Genomic DNA, 15,749 nt, shown 5'->3' on the forward strand with positions numbered 1-15,749 from the left:
ACTCTAGCCGACAAGCGCCAAAACGGCGCCCGTGGGGCGCCGTTTTCGCTGAGCTCCAGTTAGAAGCTCACTGCCGGCTTGGGTCGGCTTCTCACTCTGCCGGCATGGGCTCGGCCTCGTGCACCGGCGCGTGGTGACGTGCGCTGATGCCCGTGCCCATGTCGTAGGCGTGCATGTCGTGCTCGCCAGCGTCGAGGCCCTCGAGCTCTTCTTCCTCGCTGACGCGCAAGCCCATCGTGACCTTCAAGAGGCCGAACAGGAGCGCGCTCACGACCAGGGTGAAGCCGGCGTACACACCGATACCGTAGAGCTGTGCGACGACGCTCTTGCCCTCACCGAAGATCCCCGCGGCAAGGGTGCCCCAGACGCCGCACACGAGGTGCACGCTGGTCGCGCCGACCGGGTCATCGATCTTGATCTTGTCGAAGAAGATCACCGCTCCAACCACCAGTCCGCCGGAGATGGCGCCGATGATGATGGCTTCGATTGGCGTCACGACGTCCGCGCCGGCAGTGACACCCACCAGGCCCGCGAGGATACCGTTGAGGGCCATCGAGAGGTCTGGCTTTCGCGAGACGAAGTTGTAGGCGAAGATCGCTCCGACGCCACCTGCCGCTGCCGCGAGGCAAGTGGTGACGAGCACCAGGGACGTCGCCTCGGGGTTCGCGCTCAAGACCGAGCCGCCGTTGAAGCCGAACCAGCCGAGCCACAGCAGGAAGACGCCGATGGTCGCCAGGGGCATGTTGCTGCCGGGGATCGGCGTGACGCTGCCGTCCTTGCCGTACTTCCCACGGCGTGGCCCGAGGAACAGGATCCCAACGAGCGCTGCCCAACCACCGACGGAGTGCACCAGCGTCGACCCGGCGAAGTCGTAGAAGCCAGCTTGCTTCAGGAAACCGCCGCCCCAGTGCCAGGCGCCCGCGATCGGGTACGCCAGGGCGACGAACAGCGTGGCGAAGACCATGAAGCTATTCAGCTTGATCCGCTCGGCAACGGCGCCCGAGACGATCGTGGCGCAAGTCGCGGCGAACATGCCCTGGAACAGGAAGTCCGTGTAGTAGGTGTAGCCGCCGCTGGCGTAGGCCGTCGTCATGCCTTCAGGCGTCGGGTGCAAACCCCACCCCGCAAAGCCGATGTAGCCGTTGAACGTGCCCGGGTACATCAGGCCGAAGCCGATCACGTAGTAAGTCAGCAGGCCGATGCACACGATGAACGTGTTCTTGAACAGGATGTTGACCGTGTTCTTCGCCCGCGTGAGGCCGGTCTCCAGCGTGGCGAACCCGAGGTGCATGATGAACACCAAGCCGGTGCACACCATCATCCAGGTGTTGTTCGCGACGAACTCCCCTTTGGAGACGACGGGCGCGGCTTCGTCTGCCAACGCGATGCTGGGAGCGAGCAGCGCGGCTCCCAGGGCAAGCAACCCAAACAGCTTTTTGGACATAGAAACTCCTTGAGCCCTCGATCACGGAAACGCTTTGGGGGAAGGCTCGGGCTAGGTCCGAGTCGTGGCTGACGCGGACAGCGTGAGTTCGCACTCGCGGCCCCGGTGGTTCGAGGTGGAGCACGGCCGGCGCTTTGGGTGGTGGTCGCCCTCGGCGCGGGGTGGTTGCTTGCAGGTGTAAAAGGCGCGGGTTTCGTACGCGTTTCCTAGAGTTTCCGGGTCATGACACGATGCAAAAATTGCGTTATTTCAGCGGGTTAGGCGCGCTCGGAACAGTCACAAAAGACGAAAAGAGCGAAACATAGCGAAGCGTTCGAGGCAAAACGGCGCGCTCCGCGCGCGGCCTGAACGTGGGCACAGCGGCCGCTAGATTCGCCCACGCACGACTCACGGAGTAGGCTCGCCCGCCCATGAAACTGCGTGCAATTGCCCGAGCCACGGATCGCAGCAACGCGATCGGCGCCGTCGAGCTTTTGTGCGCGCCCCAGGGCTTGCTGCTCACCTACCTGGGCACCGCGAGCTGGGGTGAAGGCTACGCGCCGGGTGCGTTGACTCACGGTACGTTGATCACCGTCCCCTACATGGCGCTGCTCGATGCGCGCATCGACGGCGATCAAGTCTATCTTTCGATCGACCCGGAGCTCACACCCCTGAACCGCCTGGTGCTCACGGATTTTTCCGCAGGGAACTCGGTTCACCCTCGGGAGAAGCTCAAGCGCGATCGCATGATCTGGATCGCGAGCCTGGTGGGCGCCGTGGTGATCTCCATCCTTGGCGCCCTCACCTTGCCCAAGCTCGCGCCCCGAGTCAGTGCAGGTGCGACGGTACTCGCCGCTTGTTTGGGGGGGGGAGTGGTGCTCCTCCTCGGCTTCATCACGAGCCGTCTCTTCGATCGCAGCCCCAGCTCCGAGTTCTTGCGGGACGCCTTCGCCAGTGAGCTGTCGCGCTACGTCCCCAAGCTGCAAAAGACAGACACCGTGCCCGCACCGAAGCCGAAGCCAGAGCTGATCCCAAGCTTTGGTGTGCTCATCCCGCGCACCACGGCAGGCATCGTGATCACGCTCTCCGCCTGTGCCCTGGGCGCGGTACTCACTGGAAGCTACGTGCTGAAGAGCGAGCGCAACGCCAATGCGCTGCCTCCGGTCGCCGCAGCGCCGACGCCGCCACCCAGGGAGACGCTGGCGGAGTCACAGATCGTCGACGACTCGGTGCCGGTGGAGCCCGCCGCTTCCGCTCCGCCGCCTCCAGAGCCAGCGGAGCCCAGCGCCGAGGAAGCCAAGCAAGCCGCCGTTGGCAGCCTGCGCAGCGGCTCGAGCTGCAGCTGCGCACGCAGCGACTCACTGCTGTGGAGCGAGGCCATCCCGAAGCTCAGCCTGATCGCGTTCAATCGCCGCACGGTAACGCGGGGCAATCGCGACCTCACCCAGCTCGACGTCGCTGCAATCAACAACTCCGACGAAGAGCTGAAGGAGCTGAGCCTCAATCTGCAGTTCTACAAGCTCAGCAGCGACGGAAAAAAGAGCCTCGGCGACCACCGCGCGGTCTACTACCAAGGGCCCCTCGGCCCTGGAGAGGCGATCAAGTGGGCGATCGAAGCCGAAGGCACGGTGTTCGAGCTCTTGAATCCCGTCGAGGGCAGTGTCTCCCCGAATGGTGAAGGCGCGGCGCCAGCAAACGCCGTCGCCGAGCTCCTGAAGGCCAACAACCGCCCCGTGCGCCTGCACGGCGCGATGCTCCTCGCGTACCTCGGCGACTCCCGCGCTCACAAGGCCGCCAGCGACCTCCGAGAGGCGCTACGCGAAGACGAAGCGCCGTACTTGGATCGCCTGTTGAAGGCGACCTCGGAGCTGCGCGTGTGTCAGCTCCAGGTGGTAGGCGGCGGCTCACCCCGTGAGGTGCAAGCGTGCGTGTACAACGCCTCCAGGGAGCTGAAGGAAAATGTCGGCGTGAAGCTCCGCGCCCTGAGCGCCAGCGTCCACCCGGAGAACCCCGTGGCGCCGCCACCGCTCATTGACACCGAGCGTGTATACGGCGTCGACAAGAGTCTCCCCCCGGAAACGGGCGTCGTGCTACGCGGCTCGATGCCTGTAGAGGACGCCTCGAAGCCCCTCGCCTTCGAGGCTTGGGCCGATCGCATCGATCTGTTGCGCTGAGTTACTTGACCAGGGAATCAAGCCACTTCTGAACGTCCTGCTTGTCAGGCGCCCATACCAAGATGGTGGTCTTCCCCGCGGAACCGGATAGGTACTGAGGACAGCGCGTCTTCTTTGGCTTCTCGAAGCTCTTGGAAGCGACCTCTTTCCCGCTGTGGTCGTAGACCTTGACGTCGAAGCCCATCACGAACCCGGTGTTGCGCACGCCGCCCACTCCGGAGATCGTCCTGTACCCGGTGCACGCACCTCGTTTCGTGACGTCGCTTGGGGTCGCTACGGCGAACCAATCGAGCTCATTGGCCTTGTGATCTTCACCTGCGACGAGAACTCGAGAGAAGGAGGACGCGCGGACTGTCTGCTCCTTTCCGTCGACCTTCACAGGATGAGCCTTTGCGGCGAAGACCACGCCGCGCGGCTTGCCGTCGTGTGCTGAGCGAGGCCAGCTCGCGGCCTTGCCGGCGTCCAGCTCGAGCACCGCCTGGAACAGCGACTTGCGGATGGCCTCCAACTTCAGCTCGACCTCCAGCGGGAAGTCGACGCTACCGCCCCCCCGCGCGCTCGTCGCTTGCAGCTTGAGCGGGAACTCGCCGGAGACGCTGGAGTCTCCGACGCCGCGCAAGCTGAGCTTCTCGAGCACGCTGGTGAGCGGGACGGAGCCCGTCCCCTTGCCGTCGGCGCCGATCGTCGCCGTCGCACCACCCAAGGTCACTTCCGCGTCGGAGTTGGCCTCGAGCCTCAGCTCGAGAGCGCCTGCAGACGTGACGCTGCAGCGCTTCTCCGCACCCGCGAAGTTCGCTTTGCTCGTGAGCTTGGCGGAGCCGTGCTCCATGTCGATCGTGCAGCCCATGATGCGTAGGAACGGCGCCACCGCGGAAGCTGGGACGTCGACGCTCAGCTTCTTGGTCTTGTGCTTGTCGCCGCGGATGAGCTCGACGCTCAGCTCGTGCTTCCCCTGGCCAACCTTGTCGGCGGGGATCTCGATCGTCGCGTAGCCAGAGGCGCTGACCGTCGCTGTCGCTCCTTCGATGCCTTGAACGCTGACTTGGTCTCCTGCCTTCGCGCGTTTCACGAACACGCTCACCTTCGAGTCGCGGACGTCACTGCTCACATCAAAGCGAGGTCCGCATGCAGAAAGCGCCAGCAGAGCGGCCAAACAAGCAGCTGTGCGCGCGGATCCCTGGGCCGTGCGAGGAGAACTCATGGGGCCTTGTACGGGAACGAGCACGAGATCTACCCACACGGACGGCAGAACGGTCACTCACCCCACCGCCCACGGGGGCCGTTTAATATCCCCATGGCAATTAGATAACCAGACCCGATTCGGAGCTGGCGACGCGGCGCGGTCTTGCGTGGTCGCGGATCTTTGCGCTGACGCGGCGCGGTTGGACGGCGTCCCCCGTCGCCAGCGGCGACTGACCGCGGGCGTTTTACCCCGATTTACTCGCCGATTTCGAGGTCGAGCCCAAAGATGGGTTGGCTTGAAAGGCATGAACCCTCCCCCCAAAAAGGAGTCCGCGTGAGTCACTTTCCCTTCTCTCGATCCCTCGTATCCTGGCTGTCCGTTCCACTCCTGTCCGTCCTGGTAGGTTGCTCCAGTGACGCAACGGAGGACAAGAGCCCGTGCAGCGGAGATGCGTGTGGTCAAACGACCTCCGAGCTCCGCAACGTCCACCTGAGCCATCTCGGCGTAAAATACGACCTCTCGCAGCCAGTCTTCATCAACAACCGCATCCCAGTGAGCTTCGGCGTCACCGCGGACAGCGTCGACCCCGCGTCGCCAGCAACGCAGATCGTGGCGGTGAGCTTTCTGTTCGTCGAGGCGAACCCGGCGGACCCCGCGAACCCGCGTAGCTGCGGTTCCAGCGCCGCGGTCGTCGAGCTAACCGGAGACGGTAAGGAGCAGCTCGTCGACGGCTTCATTTGGCCCAGCAACGACTGTGAAGAGCTGGCTGGCGCGCAGGTGAACCTCGGCGTGATGTTCGACGCAGGCGCTGACGGCGAAGAAATCTACGACGGCGTGGACGCGCCCACCGTGATCTTCTCCGCGGAGAACGCCAAAGCGGACGCGAATCAAGCGTGCCGCTCGGCTCTGGAGAGCGATGCGGCGGACCCCGGCCGCGGCTGCGTGTACCAGCTGGACCTTCAACCCACCCCGACGGACGCGAACGGCGCCTTGATCGACGTGCGCTACCTGCTGTCCAGCAAGTCGTCGGTCGCGCTGGTTCCCTTCACCCAGACGGAAAACATCGGTCCCAATGGACCGCCCGATCTGGAACCCAGCCTGGTGGTGGAGTCGAGCTTCGTAGTGAACGGACGCGACCCGTACATCTCACCACTCACCGAGGGCGAGGTGATCCCTGCGGATCTGATCGCGGCGGAGCCCGGCATTCAAGAAGATCTGAAGTTCGGCTTGAGCGAAGCGGCGCTCGCGGCCCTCGGGCAACTGCCGGGCAGCGCGACGGTGCACTACACCTTGCGTACCGCCGCTGACGAAAACACCACGCTACCGCTCACCGTCAATGATCCTGAGAGCACCGGCGCAGGCACTCGGGTGGCTGAAGTCAGCGTAAAGAAGGTCGTTCCGGGGACCGCACGCACGGTGGTCCACGAGCTGTTCATCGAAGGCGAAACCCTCGCGGCGGTATCCGCTGGTGGGGTTTGGGAGAACGAAACGGACTTCGTCGTCACCGGTTGCTTCGATGGCGACTTCCCGCAACAGGGAAACCAAGGCGACGCAGGGCTCGCGGACTGCAAGGACATCCCGATTCAGCTGGTGCGGGAAACCTCGCCGGCGTCCGCCGCGAGCGCGATCACCTTCGCCAAGGGCTTCGGGCAGAAGCTCGGCAGCGACCGCATCGGGATCGAAGCGTCGATGTCGACCGACAGCAAGCTCGACCGCACGGGAGCATCGAGCAACAACGAAGGCAGCGTCGTGCTCAAGGGCAAGCTCGGAAAGAGCTTCGAGCTGGTGATCGCCCACGCAGAAGCCAACGCAAAGCTCGACGTCGACCCCACGAAGAACTTCTACGATGTCAGCGTCGACGCCTTCGGACAGAACCTCTACAGCGACTCGCACTCCTCCGAGCCGACGATCGTTCTGACGGATGACTTCAGCGCGGCCAAGTCCACCAACATCGGCGGTCTCGGCTTCGGCTTCGGGCCAGTGAAAGTTGGCTTTCAAATCAGCGCTGGTGGCGAAATTGGACTCGACCTCGAAGACACACTGCAAGGCCTCACTGGCGAAGAGGCTTGTGGAGAGCTGCTCAATACAGAGGATTCGGTTCCGGTGTGCGGGAGCATGTCCCGTACCGCGACGCCTCACTTCGCGCTGACTGGAAAGCTGTTCGGCGGGATCAACCTGCGCCTCGTCAAAGCCGGCGTGGAAGCCGACTTGAAGTTCGTCAACACGAGCTTCCCACTCACCGCTGGGCTCGGCTTCGGTGTTACCGACGGTGGTCAGTTCCTGGTGCGAGGCGACGCGAGCTGGGACATGGAGATCAAGCTGATCGAGGGCGACGTGGCCATCGTTGGTTCCGTAGGGATTCGTCGCTGGCGCAAGCGCCTGAAGGTGAACCTGTTCAGCTTCAGTTCGCCAACTCGCAGCATGAATCTGATGAGCCAATCGATGGCCAATTTCGAGACTCTGGACTGACCTAGGCGAACGAAGCAGCGGAGGCACCGATGAACATCAGCAAGACCAGCATGGTATCGAGCGCGGCTGTATTGCCCCTGATCGTACTCGCGTACGGCGTGTTCGGTGGGAATGGAGCCGCCGCCACGGCCGCTCCCCAGAGCGGCCCAGCAATCAGCGATGAAGCACAGCTCGGGTGTCACTTCGAGCCAGGTCAGCACGGCGCGTTCCGCCTCGAGTCATCGGTGCACGACACCCGAGACCCCGCCACTCAGGACGCCTTCAAAGGCGTCCTGAGCTGGGAGGTGGCGGAGTCGGTCTCCGCCACCAGCTGGCGGCTTCGCGCCGCTTTGAGCCACGTCGAACACGGCCAGTCGCTGACGCTGCCTGAAGAACGCGTGTCTGGCCCTCTGGATGCGCCCTTCTTCATCGACGTCGACGCATCTTGCCGCTTCGTCGGGTTCGGCTTCGACAAGAGCTGGACGCCGCGCAAGCGCCAGCTGGTCCAGACGACGATGACCACCTGGGAGCACGTGCTCCCAGGTGACGCCGGCGCGAAGCACTGGCGAGTCGAGCAGACCGACGGCGTGGGCTCTTACGAAGCGACCTATCTGCGCCTGCCTGGCCAAGGCGTGGGCGTGCGGCGCGACAAGGCGGCGTACAAGGACAAGGACACCGCGCGCTCGCTTGGCCTGACACTGCAGTTGCTCGGCTCGACCTCCACAGCGCGTTTCGAAGCAGGGTGGCTCCTGCGAGCCGCCGGTCGTGAGCGCCTTCGCATCGAGACGTCCGGAACGCTTCAGGCGGACCTCGTGCAAAAATTCTCCGTCGTAAAGGACGACGATCGCTTCTCACCGGTACCTTCGCTGAAGGTCGCCGACGCTGACTTCAGCGATGCCTTCGCGCTGGCCGTCGACCACACTCAAGCAGTCGATCCGGGCCTCGTGAAGGTGCCCTTCGACAGGGCATTGGCGGACTTCCTCGGGATGTTCAAGCAACCCGACGCGAGCTTCGCTGCCGCACGGCAATTGGCGGCGTGGCTACGCGCAAACCCTGAGAAGGCGAAGCTCTTGCTGAGCGCGCTGCGCGCGCAGCGCGTCCCGGAGAAGGCACGCCCCGCCCTCTTCCTGGCGTTGGAGCTGTCAGGCCAAGCCGAGAGCCGCGCCGTGCTCTCCAGCGTGCTCGATGACAGCGCATTCAGTCCGCTGGATCGCGCTCGCGCGGCGTCCGCGCTGTCGGACATCGGCGAGCCTACCCAGGCCTCGGCGGAGCAGCTCCGCGCAAGGAGCAGCGATGAAGGCATGGTCGGCAACGTCAGCCTGCTCGGACTCGGCAACCTGGGTAGCCGCTCGCAGGACTCGGAGTTGCGGGATTACGTCCAGAGCGAGCTCTCGGCGGAGCTCGACTCCGCCGGCCCGGGGCACAAGAACGTGGTGCTCGACGCCATCGGCAACAGCCGCGACTCACGCTTCGCGGATCGCGTGAGCGAGGAGCTCGACTCCGATGACGCGGTGACTCGCCGCCACGCCGCCAAGGCACTAGGCCGCCTGGATCCCGCCGCCTCCTCGCCCACCCTCTTGGCTCGACTGGAGGAGGAGCAAGATCCAGACACCCGGGTGGCTATCGTCAACGCGCTCAAGAGCGCCAAGGCGACGCCTGAAACGATCGCCAAGCTCAGCTCTCAGCTCGCGGAGAGCGGGTCGACCAAGGAACGCCGAGCGCTGATTGAGTGGCTAGGCGCCGCCGCTCGGACCATGCCCGCCGCCCGCGACGCCCTGGCCGCTCAATTTCGCACGGAAACAGATGCGCGGCTCAAGCAGCTCATCGGCAACTACCTGCCCGCCTCGGCGCTGCGATGAGAAGCGCCCTCGGTCTCCTCCTGCTTGGCTGCCTGAGCGCTTGCTCCGGGCAGGCACCTTCGGAGACTTCGCTCAGCAACCGGCAGCACTCCAACTGGCAACCCCTGGCTCAAGTCCGCTTCGAGTCCGACGGCGAGACACCTTGGGTGAGACTGCCAACATCGACCGAGGGCGTGGCGCTGCGGGTCACCGCCGAACCGGGCGTGTGCTTCGAACTCAGCGGAGCGGAGAGCCAAGCCGGCGAGGTGCTCGCTCAGCGCTTCGCCGGTCAGGAGTGTTCAGACTGCGCGGCGCGCACGTCGGTCGCCGCAGAAGCTGGCGTCTTCATCCTGCCCGAGGCAGCTCAGGTGCGCTTCGGTGTGGTGGACTGTGAGACGCTGAACCCACGTGGGATTGCCGCAGGTGGGCTCGACGTCGACATGCAGCCGCTCGCGGAGCCAGCAAGCCGCGAGTTGCCGCTTCGACTCTACCTGGCGTCGGACTCCGAGCTGACCAGCGACACCGACCGCGAGCGCATGCTCGCTGCCGTTGACGCCGAGCTCGTCGGCAGCGGGCTGACGTCGCGGGTCACCGGAGTCGAGCGCTTGACTGCGCCTGGGGCGCCGCTCCGCTTTCATGCAGGTGATGCGTCGGAGCTGGCTCTACTGCTGGCAGAAGCACCCCAGCACGAGCGCGAGATCCGCGTCGTGATCGCTGGCTGCCTCGAGTACGCAGACCCCCTGTTTGGTCCCCCGGTCGCACTAGATGGCTACACCCCGCGGGTGCTCGGCGGCGCGGGCGCCGCTGACGGGGTGTTCTTGCCGGACGTCGACTGCACCAGCTCACGACCGCTGTCGCTCACGCCGGAGGCGCGGGGCCGAGTGCTCGCCCATGAGCTTGGACACTACTTGGGTCTATTCCACACGGATCCAGCATCGGACGACGCCGACAACCTCATGCACCCGAAGCCGGCCCTCGCGACCGCCCATGGGCTCACGCCGACTCAGGTGGAGGTGTTGCTTCGGCATCCGGTCTTGCGCTAGCAGGGTGTTTGAAAAACACACTGCCAATCAAAAACGACCGTGCGGCGCACGCACGACGCCGGTCGGTGCTCCCTCACCCCCAAACCCGTCGAAGAACCTCAGGGGTGGATATACACCACGGTGCCGCGGTCCATGTTGAGCACACCGTGCCAGCCCTTGGGCACCGGCGGATCGGTCCACTCGAAGAGCCACGCCGAGTCGATTGGAGACAGGTTCACGCAACCGTGGCTGCGTACCTTGCCGAACTCGTCGTGCCAGTAGGTGCCGTGAAGCGCGTAACCTTTGTGAAAATACTGCACGAAGGGTACGTCACGCAGGTTGAAGCTGTCGCTCTTGTCCTCGTCGCCATCCATCGTCGTGGTGACGTGCTTGGCGTGGACCATGAAGGTGCCGCGCACCGTAGCGAAGACCTTCTCCGGGTCGCCGAGTCCACCGCGCCCAGTGCTCACTAGCGTCGCGTACACGGGGTGGCGCCCTTCGTAGGCCACCAGCGTCTGGTACTTGATGCTGATGTCGATCCATTTGCGCCCGCCCTTGGCGAAGCTCGGGAACTCGGTTCTGCGCGGAATCAAACGTGCGCCATCGCTGGGCATCCAACCGCCGTCGCTCGTCTCGTAGAAGGCCAGGCCCCCTGCGCCTTCTTGTTTGCCGGTGAGCTTGATGGCGTCACGGAAGTTGAAGTTGCCGTCCGTGACCATGGGGCCGGACTCAGGCTTCTTGTAGCGCTGGACGTAGTGACGCTCGATGAACGCGGCCGGCAAATCGTCCTTCGGGCCCAGCTCGACGCCGTGAAACACACTGGGCTTGACCAGCTTCAGTCGATCGAGGGCGATGATGTCGAGCTCCGTGGTCAGGCCGAATGCGCGGCCCTCGTGCTCGAAGGTGCGTGCGATAGCGAACCCGCTATCCGGCGTCGCCTTACCCGCATGCACGGAGTAGTGAAGCGGCATCGTCACGCCGTAGGGCTTCGTGAGCTCGATGCCGTTGAGCCACGAGGGCGGCGCCGACAGCGGCCCAACCAGCGCTGCGTTGCCGTTGACTTGGGCCATCTGGGTCCATGCCAGTGCGCGACCCTTCACGCCGTCGCCTTCAACGTTCTCCATCTGCGCGAGTGTCGGCAGCTTGAAGTAGAGCAGCGGCGGGATCTCGCCGCTCATGGCGTAGAGGTACGGAAAGCCCTGTCCGCGCACCGGGCGCGTCTCGCTCGCGACCACCACTGGATCTTTCTCGACGTCCAGCGTGGCGCCCTTACCCACGCAGACGAATCCGCGCGGATTGATGCGATACCACCCACCATCGCAGCCTTCGTTGGGGCCGATACCAGGCTCGCGCGCGTCAACCACGGCGCCCGCGCGCAAGTAGCCAAAGCGCGTGCGCTTCGGACCGGTGTCCGTGTACACCCACGTGCGCCACGCAATGCTCGCGATGCGTTTGCCCGTCGGCTCGAAGGGGAGGTTGTCTTCGATGGTCCCACGCACTTTTTCGGAGACCGGGCCGTGAGTCGTTCCGTCAGAGTCAACGCGCGCGCTCGCCGCTGTCTCCACCAATACCGGGCGCGCGCTGGGCGTGGGTTCCGCGCCTGGCGGCTCCGCCTGGGAACACCCGCTCAAAAGGCCAAGCAGCGTCCATCCAGCCAAGGCTAGCCGGGCTGGTGTTCGACGGAGTGAGCTTGGCTCGCTGAGTGCTGCGTGACGACGCATCGGCGGTCCCGCGTAGCACAAAACGGCCGCATCGGGGCAAGCCAGCGAGCGCTGGGTGAGTCCCCCTGGTCCGAGCGCCGAGGTCAGGGCTTGCATCGACTGAGGCTCGGGGCATGCTGCGCCGCCACCACGCGGAGCGCCAAGCTCCAGCGCGGTGTCGCTGAAAGGATCCTTGATGTTGCGAGTCCCGCTGGGAGTTTGGGGAGTGGTGAAAGAAGCGGCGCGCCACATTCTGCGGCGACCGGTGGTGGGCATCGCTGCGGCCGCTCGCACCGCCGACGGGCGCTGGGTCCTGGTACGACGTACCGATACCGGAGAGTGGGCCTTACCGGGCGGCACACTGGAGTGGGGCGAAGAGCTGCGTGTGGCGATTGGCCGCGAACTCGAGGAGGAAGCGGGCGTCCACGTCCAAGAGCTCGGAGGGGTTGCGGGTGTGTACTCTCGACCCAATCGAGATCTGCGCTTTCACGCCGTGACCGTGGTGGTCCACGCGCGTGTCAGCGAGCCACAACATCCTCCCGTGAATCCGGCGGAAATCGCCGAGGTGAAACTGTTCCGCACCTCCGAGCTTCCTTCTCACCTGGCCCACGGAATGACGGATATGCTCGCCAATGCGCGTGGCGCGGAGGTCGTATGGGAATGAGCGTGCAGAAGTTGAACGAGCTTGGACGACGAGCGCTGTGGTGCCTGGGCTGGCTGGCTTTCGTCTGTGTGTTGCCGGGCTGCGCCTTCTTCAATCGCCTCGAGGTAGAGAGCGTCGCCACCGGCCAAGCGCCACCAAGTCAGGTCGCTGCATACTTCACCGTTGACCAGGGGGGTGAAGCGGTCCAGGGCCTGAGCGAGAAGAACTTCCGCGTGTTCGAGGACGATCAGGACGTCACGGGGAGCTCGAACCTGACGCTGATCGAGCGCTCGAAGGTCGCGTACCACTACACCGTGGTGTTAGTGGACGTCGGGAGCTCCGCCGAGAACGTGCAGATGAGCGGCCCGCTGAGCGAGCTTGTAAGCCGTCTACGACAGACCCGTGATGTCGCCCTGTTTGGCTTCGACGGCGCAGAGGACCTCATTCCCCTGGGTCAGTTCCGCATGGAAAGCACCACGGAGATCAAGCTCGACAAGATGAACCGCCTCGAGCCGCGAGATCCATCGCGCAACCTCAACGGTGCGCTGGTCAAGGGTATCGAGCAGCTCGAGTCCAAGCTCATGCAGGTTCAGCGCCCTGTGCGCCGCGGCAGCCTGCTGGTCATCACGCGCGGGCCAGATTTGGCGCGCCGGGTCACGGAAGATCGCCTCGCGGAAACGCTCGACGGCACCCAGCACAACACGTTCGCGGTGGTGCTAGGCAAGCAAGAGAATTTGCATGCCGACGACTTGGGGCGCACGGACGCCGTAGAAACCGAGACCACGAGCGAGCTTCCGACCGCGCTGAGTCGCGTGGCGCGCCTGATGGAGTCACGGGTTCAGGCCGAATACGTGGTCAGCTATTGCTCCCCCGCGCGCGCGGGTAAGCGCTTCGTGCGCATCGAGACCACGACGCTCAAGGACGAGACGGAGTTCAAGGGCAGCGTCGAGTTCGAGATCGACGCGAGTGGGTTCGCGGCAGGCTGCGACTCGAAGCGCACTCCAAGCTTCCTCAGCGTGACCGCAACGACGAGCACCGCACCAGCGCCCGCAGAGCCAGCTCCACCCGTGGACGACGGCAAAGCAGCCCCTCCCGCCGGTACTCCGCCGCCGCAGGCGCCACCCGCGGGCACGAGCGATCCTGACGGCATCGTGCCGCCGCCGGATTCTCCGACGTACGAGCCTACCGAGTAGTCCGTGACCACACCCGCTACTCCTTCTCTCGAGTGGGTCGAAGTCAGCCAATTCGAAGCGATCACCGCGCGCGGGACTCGAGAGGTGACTTGGTTCTGGCGCGCGGCCAAGGGAGATGGCTGGGTCAACGTGGCGGAGCTGCCGGGAGCGGAACGTGAACGTCTCGAGCCGGGGCGTGGCATGGTGTGGGAGACGCGGATCCGTGCGCAAATGGCCTACGGCTCTTGGCTGATGCGGGTCGAGTCACGCCCGGGGCGCCCCGAGCGCCTGGATGCCCTGGAGTACCTGAAGCGAGACCGACGTCAGGTAGCCCGTCAGGTGCTACGGCAACATTTCCGCGTGGGTCGACGCGGCGGGTTGGTGCGCGTCCAGGACACCTAGCTTCAGTGGTCAAAGCCTAAAGCAAACGCCCGTTTCGTAGTTGACCCGAGCGCGCCCCGTCTGGTTTCCTGCTGCGGGAAAGGCTGCTGACGGATGCGCAAATCGAGGGGAAGTCTGCTGGCGATGGCGAGCCTTTTGGGCGCGCTGCTTGGTTTGGAGGGGGTGAGTTACGCCTCCACGGCGATTGAGTACCCCGACAACGGCGTTGCTCAGTTCAGTCGCGGCGGCGCGTGGCTCGCGACGGCAACGGACCCGCTGGCGGCGTTCTACAACCCCGCTGCGCTCGCCACTCAACCCACTTCCCTGGGGATCGGCTTCAACCTGCCGATGCAGAAGATCTGCTACCAGCGCAAAGGCCCCGGCGGCACGGACGCCTACGCAGACGACTCCCTCGAACCCGATCAAACGAACGCCGACCCTTACGACGAGGTCTGCAACGAGCACAGCAACTTCCCGCGCTTCATCCCGAACCTCGCCTTCAACTGGCGGGTGAGTGAGAGCTTGGCGATCGGCATCGCCGTCAACCCGCCAGCGTCCTACGGCACCCTGGAGTGGCCGCTGTTTGGCAAGACGACCAGCCGCAGGCCAGTGACCGCCGAGCGAGACGTCCCCTCCTCACAGCGCTACCTCTCGACCAAGGTCGAAGGCACCATCCTCATGCCGACGTTGAGCTTTGGCTACGCGCTGACGGACAGCCTACGCATCGGCGCTGGCTTCATCAGCGGTATCGCCATCCTCGACCTCAACGCCGTATCCTTGAGCACCGTCGCGGAGTCTCGTCCCTACGACGAGTTCAACTTCGACAACCTGAGCGAACTCCACGTCAAGGACCTGTTCATCCCCGGCTTCGTCGTCTCGACTCACTACTCGGCGACGGACAATTTCGAGCTGGCGGGGTGGTTCAAGTGGCTCGATCGCATCAAGGCGAAGGGCGACGCGGATATCACGGCGGTGCTCAACCGCAACGGCGCCCCGACTCGCATCTGCAGTCAGCAGGAGGTCGACGCGGCAGTTGCGGCCGCAGAGGCCGCCGGTGAAGAGGTGCCCAGGCTCAGCTGCTCCGTCACAACGCACAGCCAAGACGTCGTTAGCAAAGACAGCGTCCACGTGAACATCACGGTGCCCATGGAGGCGCGACTCGGCCTGCGCTACCACGAACCCGCGCCACCACCGACCGCACTCGAACAGGAGCATTTCCGCAAGGATGATGTCAGCGTTCGCGACCCGCTACGCGATGACGTGTACGACATCGAGCTCGACCTGACGTGGGCGAACAACTCCGCTGCAGACGCGATCGAAGTGCGCTTCACGGAACAGTTCCAGCCGGTCGGGGTGCCAGGCCTCACCCCGGCGAACGCCGACCGCCCCACGGGCTGGAGAGACACCTTTGGCGCCCGCCTAGGCGGCCAGTACAACGTCTTGCGCAATCGCCTGGGGCTACGGGCTGGTACCTGGGTCGAAACGTCAGCCGTCGACGCGGAGTACTTGAACGTGACCGGCGTGCCCGCGCTCCGCGGTGGCTTCGGAGGCGGCTTCGTCGCGCGCTTTGGACACATCGACGTCGAGGCGGGGTACCAGCACATCTGGAACGCAGGACTCGACAACGGAGGCGACGGGAAGATCCCTGCCATCGCAGGCTCGGGTAGCACCGACAACCGAAGCTTCCACGCGGTCAACGGCGGCAGCATCACCCAACACGCCAACGTGTTCAGCATTGGTGGCGTCGCGCGCTTTTGAGCGCGCG

The 15,749-nt window shown here is 64.9% G+C and carries 11 protein-coding genes; 8 read left to right on the top strand and 3 right to left on the bottom strand.

Annotation, left to right across the window (positions count from 1 at the left end; translation table 11 throughout):
- Nucleotides 1–91: 91 nt before the first annotated feature.
- A complete protein-coding gene (gene amt, locus H6718_04460; protein ID MCB9584622.1) occupies nt 92–1,444 on the bottom strand; it encodes an ammonium transporter in 1,353 nt (450 codons plus the stop codon).
- Between the two features lie 410 nt (nt 1,445–1,854).
- Between amt and H6718_04465 the strand changes: the two genes are divergently transcribed.
- Nucleotides 1,855–3,597 carry a hypothetical protein gene (locus tag H6718_04465; protein MCB9584623.1) on the top strand — a complete coding sequence of 581 codons (1,743 nt, stop codon included), beginning with the start codon at nt 1,855–1,857 and terminating at the stop codon, nt 3,595–3,597.
- Between the two features lies 1 nt (nt 3,598).
- On the opposite strand, the gene H6718_04470 is transcribed toward H6718_04465, so the two are convergent.
- The gene (locus tag H6718_04470; protein MCB9584624.1) at nt 3,599–4,798 is read right to left on the bottom strand and encodes a hypothetical protein; all 1,200 of its coding nucleotides are present in this window, start codon (nt 4,796–4,798) and stop codon (nt 3,599–3,601) included.
- A gap of 315 nt (nt 4,799–5,113) precedes the next feature.
- On the opposite strand from H6718_04470, the gene H6718_04475 reads away from it, so the two are divergent.
- Genes H6718_04475 through H6718_04485 form a run of 3 tightly spaced genes read left to right on the top strand, consistent with a single transcriptional unit; the run spans nt 5,114 to nt 10,109 of the window.
- Nucleotides 5,114–7,249 carry a hypothetical protein gene (locus tag H6718_04475; GenBank protein MCB9584625.1) on the top strand — a complete coding sequence of 712 codons (2,136 nt, stop codon included), beginning with the start codon at nt 5,114–5,116 and terminating at the stop codon, nt 7,247–7,249.
- A gap of 29 nt (nt 7,250–7,278) precedes the next feature.
- Nucleotides 7,279–9,087, top strand: a complete 1,809-nt coding sequence (locus H6718_04480) for a HEAT repeat domain-containing protein (protein ID MCB9584626.1) — start codon at nt 7,279–7,281, stop codon at nt 9,085–9,087.
- Nucleotides 9,084–10,109: a hypothetical protein gene (locus H6718_04485; protein MCB9584627.1), complete on the top strand. Its 1,026-nt coding sequence runs from the start codon at nt 9,084–9,086 to the stop codon at nt 10,107–10,109. The genes H6718_04480 and H6718_04485 overlap by 4 nt, the downstream gene beginning before the upstream one ends.
- Nucleotides 10,110–10,207: 98 nt before the next feature.
- On the opposite strand, the gene H6718_04490 is transcribed toward H6718_04485, so the two are convergent.
- Nucleotides 10,208–11,905 (bottom strand): L,D-transpeptidase, encoded by a 1,698-nt coding sequence (locus H6718_04490; GenBank protein MCB9584628.1) that lies wholly within the window; start codon nt 11,903–11,905, stop codon nt 10,208–10,210.
- 79 nt (nt 11,906–11,984) lie between these two features.
- On the opposite strand from H6718_04490, the gene H6718_04495 reads away from it, so the two are divergent.
- The 4 genes from H6718_04495 (at nt 11,985) to H6718_04510 (ending at nt 15,742) form a co-directional block, all read left to right on the top strand.
- Nucleotides 11,985–12,452, top strand: a complete 468-nt coding sequence (locus tag H6718_04495; GenBank protein ID MCB9584629.1) for an NUDIX hydrolase — start codon at nt 11,985–11,987, stop codon at nt 12,450–12,452.
- A gap of 2 nt (nt 12,453–12,454) precedes the next feature.
- Nucleotides 12,455–13,624, top strand: a complete 1,170-nt coding sequence (locus H6718_04500; GenBank protein ID MCB9584630.1) for a VWA domain-containing protein — start codon at nt 12,455–12,457, stop codon at nt 13,622–13,624.
- 3 nt (nt 13,625–13,627) lie between these two features.
- Nucleotides 13,628–14,005 carry a hypothetical protein gene (locus tag H6718_04505; protein ID MCB9584631.1) on the top strand — a complete coding sequence of 126 codons (378 nt, stop codon included), beginning with the start codon at nt 13,628–13,630 and terminating at the stop codon, nt 14,003–14,005.
- A gap of 123 nt (nt 14,006–14,128) precedes the next feature.
- On the top strand, nt 14,129–15,742 hold the full coding sequence (locus tag H6718_04510; GenBank protein MCB9584632.1) for a hypothetical protein: 1,614 nt from the start codon (nt 14,129–14,131) through the stop codon (nt 15,740–15,742).
- The last annotated feature ends 7 nt before the right edge of the window (nt 15,743–15,749 follow it).

It is taken from the genome of Polyangiaceae bacterium (assembly GCA_020633205.1).
GTDB lineage: Bacteria > Myxococcota_A > Polyangia > Polyangiales > Polyangiaceae > JAHBVY01.

What these genes read in the sequence shown, in the direction of transcription:
- amt (MCB9584622.1), bottom strand. Translation starts at nt 1,444, where the DNA reads ATGTCCAAAAAGCTGTTTGGGTTGCTTGCCCTGGGAGCCGCGCTGCTC.
- H6718_04465 (MCB9584623.1), top strand. Translation starts at nt 1,855, where the DNA reads ATGAAACTGCGTGCAATTGCCCGAGCCACGGATCGCAGCAACGCGATC.
- H6718_04470 (MCB9584624.1), bottom strand. Translation starts at nt 4,798, where the DNA reads ATGAGTTCTCCTCGCACGGCCCAGGGATCCGCGCGCACAGCTGCTTGT.
- H6718_04480 (MCB9584626.1), top strand. Translation starts at nt 7,279, where the DNA reads ATGAACATCAGCAAGACCAGCATGGTATCGAGCGCGGCTGTATTGCCC.
- H6718_04485 (MCB9584627.1), top strand. Translation starts at nt 9,084, where the DNA reads ATGAGAAGCGCCCTCGGTCTCCTCCTGCTTGGCTGCCTGAGCGCTTGC.
- H6718_04490 (MCB9584628.1), bottom strand. Translation starts at nt 11,905, where the DNA reads ATGCAAGCCCTGACCTCGGCGCTCGGACCAGGGGGACTCACCCAGCGC.
- H6718_04495 (MCB9584629.1), top strand. Translation starts at nt 11,985, where the DNA reads ATGTTGCGAGTCCCGCTGGGAGTTTGGGGAGTGGTGAAAGAAGCGGCG.
- H6718_04510 (MCB9584632.1), top strand. Translation starts at nt 14,129, where the DNA reads ATGGCGAGCCTTTTGGGCGCGCTGCTTGGTTTGGAGGGGGTGAGTTAC.